We start from the raw sequence: 4,290 nt of genomic DNA, 5'->3' as shown, positions 1-4,290 counted from the left end.
CGCTGCCGGGCGGCGGCCGGGTGGCGACGCGGCTCGATCACCGGATCGCGATGAGCATGGCGGTGGCCGGGCTGCATGCGCGCCGCCCCCTTTCGATCGATGATGCCGGCCCGATCGCGACCAGCTACCCGACTTTCCTCGACACGCTGGCCGAGCTGACCGGGCGAGCGCAGGCATGATCATCGCCGTCGACGGACCCGCCGCGTCGGGCAAGGGCACGATCGCCAAGGCGCTCGCGCGGCATTACCGGCTGCCCCATCTCGACACCGGCCTGCTTTATCGCGCGGTCGCGGCCACCGTGCGGCGGCTGGACCTTGATCCAGCGCGCGAGGCGGACGCGGTGGCCGCGTGCGACTTCGACGAGCTGACGCTCGCCGATCCGGTGCTGCGCACCGACGAGATCGGCCAGCTCGCCTCGATCGTGTCGGCGCATCCGCTGGTCCGCGCCGCGCTGCTGCGCCGCCAGCAGCGGTTCGCGCGTCAGCCGGGCGGCGCGGTGCTGGACGGGCGCGACATCGGCACGGTGATCGCGCCGGACGCGGACGCGAAGCTGTTCGTCAAGGCGACGCCCCGCATCCGTGCGCGGCGCCGGCATACCGAGCTGCAGGCGCACGGCTCCACCCTGTCGTTCGACAAGGTGCTGGCCGACATTCGCGCCCGCGACGAGCGCGACAGCAGCCGCTCCGCCGCCCCCCTGGTCCGCGCTGCCGACGCAGCGCTGCTCGACACGAGCTTCCTGTCGATCGAGATGAGCGTGCAGAAGGCGATCGCGCTGGTGGAGGAGCGGGTCGGGCCTAGTGGGGATCGCTGATCCAATCGGATCGCGCATGCGCGAACCGCAGGATCCTGACCTCGTCACCGATGACCTCGTAGATGATCAGGTGCGCGACCTGTCGGCGCGCTCGAACGGGCGGAACGATCTCATCCCGTTCGCGAGCGGCCAGGGGAAACTCTGCGATGAATGCGCAAACGTCGCGCAGGTTGGCGACGTATCGATCGGCTTGTTGAAGGCCGAAGCGCTCCGCACTTTCCTGGTAGAGCGCGCTCAGCTCATGATCCGCACGCGCAGCGAGCGTGTACCTCAAGCGGCCGCACGTCGCGCGGCATATTGCTGACGCGCATCTTCGACGATTTCGTCGAACGAACGCTCGCTGACGCCGCTTGCCCGCGCCTCGTCGACCAGTCTCTGCATCGCCGCGATCTTCTCGGCCCGCACCTGATCGCGGCGGATCAGGTCGCGCACATAGTCGCTCGAATTCGCATAGCGGCCGTCCGCCGCCTGCGCTTCCACCCAGGCCTTCATCTGGTCGGGGAGCGAGATGTTCATCGTGGCCATGGCCTGTCTCCGTGCACCAGCAGATTTGGCAATCCTTGCCATGACCGGAAATCGCTGCTCTATCAAGCGACGGACGCACGCCTCGCCGCGCACGGGCTCGACGCGACATCCTTGCTCGCCCAAGCGATGGAAAGCTGAACGGGCGTGACGCGTCGGGCGGCGGCGTGCCGCCGTCCCGGTGACTTGCCGCCCCCACGCCCGTGCGCTATGGACACAGGGTCCGGCGGGCGGTGCTCGCGGAGGAAGGCGCGACGGGTCCGTCCCGGTCGCGCCCGTTGCGTATCGGCAAGCCCTCCCCTTCCCCGTTCGTCTGGATGCCGTGCCCGCAGGAGGCGGTCGCGGCGGCATCGGCTTGAAGACCGCCGGAACCAACCGGCCGGCCGGCAACAGCGACTGAGGACGACCCGAGTTTTATGGCGACCCAAGCCCTTCCCACCCGTGACGATTTCGCGGCGATGCTCGATGAGATGTTCGGCGGCGCCGACAGCTTCGAGGGCCGCGTGGTGCATGGCACCGTCACCGCGATCGAGAACGATCTCGCCGTGATCGACGTCGGCCTCAAGTCCGAGGGCCGCGTGCCGTTGCGCGAGTTCGCCGCGCCGGGGCAGAAGGCCGAGCTGAAGGTCGGCGACGAGGTTGAGGTCTATGTCGACCGCGTCGAGAACATGCATGGCGAGGCGATGCTGTCGCGCGACCGCGCGCGGCGCGAGGCGGCGTGGGACAAGCTGGAAACCGAGTTCGCCAAGCAGGCGCGCGTCGAGGGCGTGATCTTCGGCCGCGTCAAGGGCGGCTTCACCGTCGACCTGTCGGGCGCCGTCGCCTTCCTGCCGGGCAGCCAGGTCGATATCCGCCCGGTGCGCGACGTCACCCCGCTGATGGACCTGCCGCAGCCGTTCCAGATCCTCAAGATGGATCGCAAGCGCGGCAACATCGTGGTCTCGCGCCGCGCCGTGCTGGAGGAGACCCGCGCCGAGCAGCGCACCGGCCTGATCCAGAGCCTGGCGGAAGGCCAGATCATCGACGGCGTCGTCAAGAACATCACCGACTATGGCGCCTTTGTCGACCTGGGCGGCATCGACGGCCTGCTCCACGTCACCGACCTCAGCTACAAGCGGGTCAACCACCCGTCCGAGGTGCTGAACATCGGCGACACGGTGAAGGTCCAGATCATCCGGATCAACAAGGACACGCAGCGCATCTCGCTCGGCATGAAGCAGCTGGAAAGCGATCCGTGGGACGGCGCGCAGGCCAAATACCCGATCGGCGCCAAGCTGTCGGGCCGCGTCACCAACATCACCGAATATGGCGCGTTCGTGGAGCTGGAAGCCGGCATCGAGGGCTTGGTCCACGTCTCGGAGATGAGCTGGACCAAGAAGAACGTCCATCCGGGCAAGATCGTCTCCACCTCGCAGGAGGTCGATGTGATGGTGCTGGAGGTCGATTCGGAGAAGCGCCGCATCTCGCTGGGCCTCAAGCAGGCGCAGCAGAACCCGTGGGAGGCGTTCGCATCGACGCATCCGATCGGCTCCACCGTCGAGGGCGAGGTCAAGAACGCGACCGAGTTCGGCCTGTTCATCGGGCTCGACAACGATGTCGACGGCATGGTCCACATGTCCGACATCGCCTGGGGCGTGGCGGGCGAGGACGCGCTGGCGCTGCATCGCAAGGGCGAGACCGTGCAGGCGGTGGTGCTCGACATCGACGCCGAGAAGGAGCGCATTTCGCTCGGCATGAAGCAGCTGGAGCGCGGCGGGCCGGTCACGGCCGCGGCGGTGAGCGGCGGCGGGCTCAACAAGAACCAGGTCGTCACCGTCACGGTGCTGGAAGTGCGCGACGCCGGGCTGGAGGTGCAGGTCGGCGACGACGGCGCGACCGGCTTCATCAAGCGCACCGATCTCGGCCGCGACCGCGACGAGCAGCGCCCGGAACGCTACCAGGTCGGCCAGAAGTTCGACGCGATGGTGACGGGCTTCGACCGATCCAAGAAGCCGACCTTCTCCGTCAAGGCGATGCAGATCTCCGAGGAGAAGCAGGCGGTGGCGCAATATGGCTCGTCCGACTCGGGCGCGTCGCTGGGCGACATCCTGGGCGCGGCGCTCAAGGCCCGCTCGGGCGAGTGAGGGCGCCTGCGGCCGGTGCGTCGTCGCGACGCGCCGGCCGCGTGGTCTGTCGCATCGGTGCTAGCGTTTGGCGCCGGTGTTCGTTAGCTCCTGTCGGACTTGACAGGTGTGGGGGCACCATGATCCGATCCGAGCTGGTCCAGACGCTGTGCGAGCAGAACAAGGACCTCACGCCGCGCGAGGTGGAGACCATCGTCTCCACCTTCTTCGACGCGATCGTGCGGCGTTTGGCCGAAGGCGGCCGCGTCGAGCTGCGCGGCTTCGGTGCCTTCTCCACCCGCGACCGCGAGGCCCGCACCGGCCGCAACCCCCGCACGGGCGACACCGTCTCGGTCGACGCCAAGCGCGTCCCGTACTTCAAGCCGGGCAAGGAAATGCGGGCGCGGCTCAACGTTTAGCCTGCTCCCGCCACGGGCGTTCCGCGCTCAGCCGTCACCAGCCCTTGCAATACAGGACCCGATCCGCTTCTCGGCGGGGATGCGAACACCCCTAGCGTTCGGAGCCGTCGCGCGACTACATCGCGTGACGCCGGACGGGCTCGCTGCACGACCCGCCGGCGGGCTCGCCGGTGCGAGCGACAAGCACTGCTTGTCGCTCGCACCGGCAGCGCGCGGACGTGGCGAAACCGGTAGACGCAGGCGACTTAAAATCGCCTTCCACAGGAGTGCGGGTTCGAGTCCCGCCGTCCGCACCCTCTTTCTCGCACTCGGTCTGGCCGCCTGCGGCGAGACCGCCGATACCGGCCCCGTCCGGGTCAGCGCGATCGGCGGAGCGCCGCTGCTGGCGGAGCCGGCGCGCGGGGCGCTCAGCCCCGGTTCGCGGCTGTTGCTGGAC

5 protein-coding genes, 1 tRNA gene and 1 pseudogene are annotated in these 4,290 nt (G+C 68.8%); 5 read left to right on the top strand and 2 right to left on the bottom strand.

The genetic code is table 11. The features are described from left to right. Both HUU95_RS09660 and cmk read left to right on the top strand, forming a co-directional pair. Nucleotides 1-179: pseudogene (locus HUU95_RS09660) on the top strand (3-phosphoshikimate 1-carboxyvinyltransferase); the annotation flags it as partial. Further along, nucleotides 176-811 (top strand): (d)CMP kinase, encoded by a 636-nt coding sequence (gene cmk, locus HUU95_RS09655; protein ID WP_174279920.1) that lies wholly within the window; start codon nucleotides 176-178, stop codon nucleotides 809-811. The pseudogene HUU95_RS09660 and the gene cmk, both read left to right, overlap by 4 nt. Here the strand turns inward: cmk and HUU95_RS09650 are convergent. After that, a complete protein-coding gene (locus HUU95_RS09650) occupies nucleotides 795-1,085 on the bottom strand; it encodes a type II toxin-antitoxin system RelE/ParE family toxin (protein WP_174279919.1) in 291 nt (96 codons plus the stop codon). The genes cmk and HUU95_RS09650 overlap by 17 nt on opposite strands. Continuing rightward, on the bottom strand, nucleotides 1,082-1,336 hold the full coding sequence (locus HUU95_RS09645) for a type II toxin-antitoxin system ParD family antitoxin (protein WP_174279918.1): 255 nt from the start codon (nucleotides 1,334-1,336) through the stop codon (nucleotides 1,082-1,084). Before HUU95_RS09645 ends, HUU95_RS09650 begins: the two co-directional genes overlap by 4 nt. 413 nt (nucleotides 1,337-1,749) lie before the next feature. Between HUU95_RS09645 and rpsA the strand changes: the two genes are divergently transcribed. The 3 genes from rpsA (at nucleotide 1,750) to HUU95_RS09630 (ending at nucleotide 4,147) form a co-directional block, all read left to right on the top strand. Continuing rightward, complete coding sequence (gene rpsA / locus HUU95_RS09640) at nucleotides 1,750-3,456, top strand: 30S ribosomal protein S1 (RefSeq protein WP_174279917.1); 1,707 nt, start codon at nucleotides 1,750-1,752, stop codon at nucleotides 3,454-3,456. A 119-nt stretch (nucleotides 3,457-3,575) separates the two neighbouring features. Further along, nucleotides 3,576-3,854: an integration host factor subunit beta gene (locus tag HUU95_RS09635; RefSeq protein ID WP_174279916.1), complete on the top strand. Its 279-nt coding sequence runs from the start codon at nucleotides 3,576-3,578 to the stop codon at nucleotides 3,852-3,854. 212 nt (nucleotides 3,855-4,066) lie between these two features. After that, nucleotides 4,067-4,147: transfer RNA gene (locus tag HUU95_RS09630), tRNA-Leu, on the top strand. Nucleotides 4,148-4,290 lie beyond the last annotated feature (143 nt).

The sequence above is a fragment of the Sphingomonas bacterium genome, from assembly GCF_903643065.1.
Classification (GTDB): domain Bacteria; phylum Pseudomonadota; class Alphaproteobacteria; order Sphingomonadales; family Sphingomonadaceae; genus Sphingomonas.
The sequence above is the reverse complement of the archived record's forward strand: the minus strand, read 5'-3'. Positions and strand labels throughout refer to the sequence as shown.

Bases quoted from the DNA above. Each gene is read 5' to 3' on its own strand.
- rpsA (WP_174279917.1), top strand. From the start codon at position 1,750: ATGGCGACCCAAGCCCTTCCCACCCGTGACGATTTCGCGGCGATGCTC.
- HUU95_RS09645 (WP_174279918.1), bottom strand. From the start codon at position 1,336: ATGGCCACGATGAACATCTCGCTCCCCGACCAGATGAAGGCCTGGGTG.
- cmk (WP_174279920.1), top strand. From the start codon at position 176: ATGATCATCGCCGTCGACGGACCCGCCGCGTCGGGCAAGGGCACGATC.
- HUU95_RS09635 (WP_174279916.1), top strand. From the start codon at position 3,576: ATGATCCGATCCGAGCTGGTCCAGACGCTGTGCGAGCAGAACAAGGAC.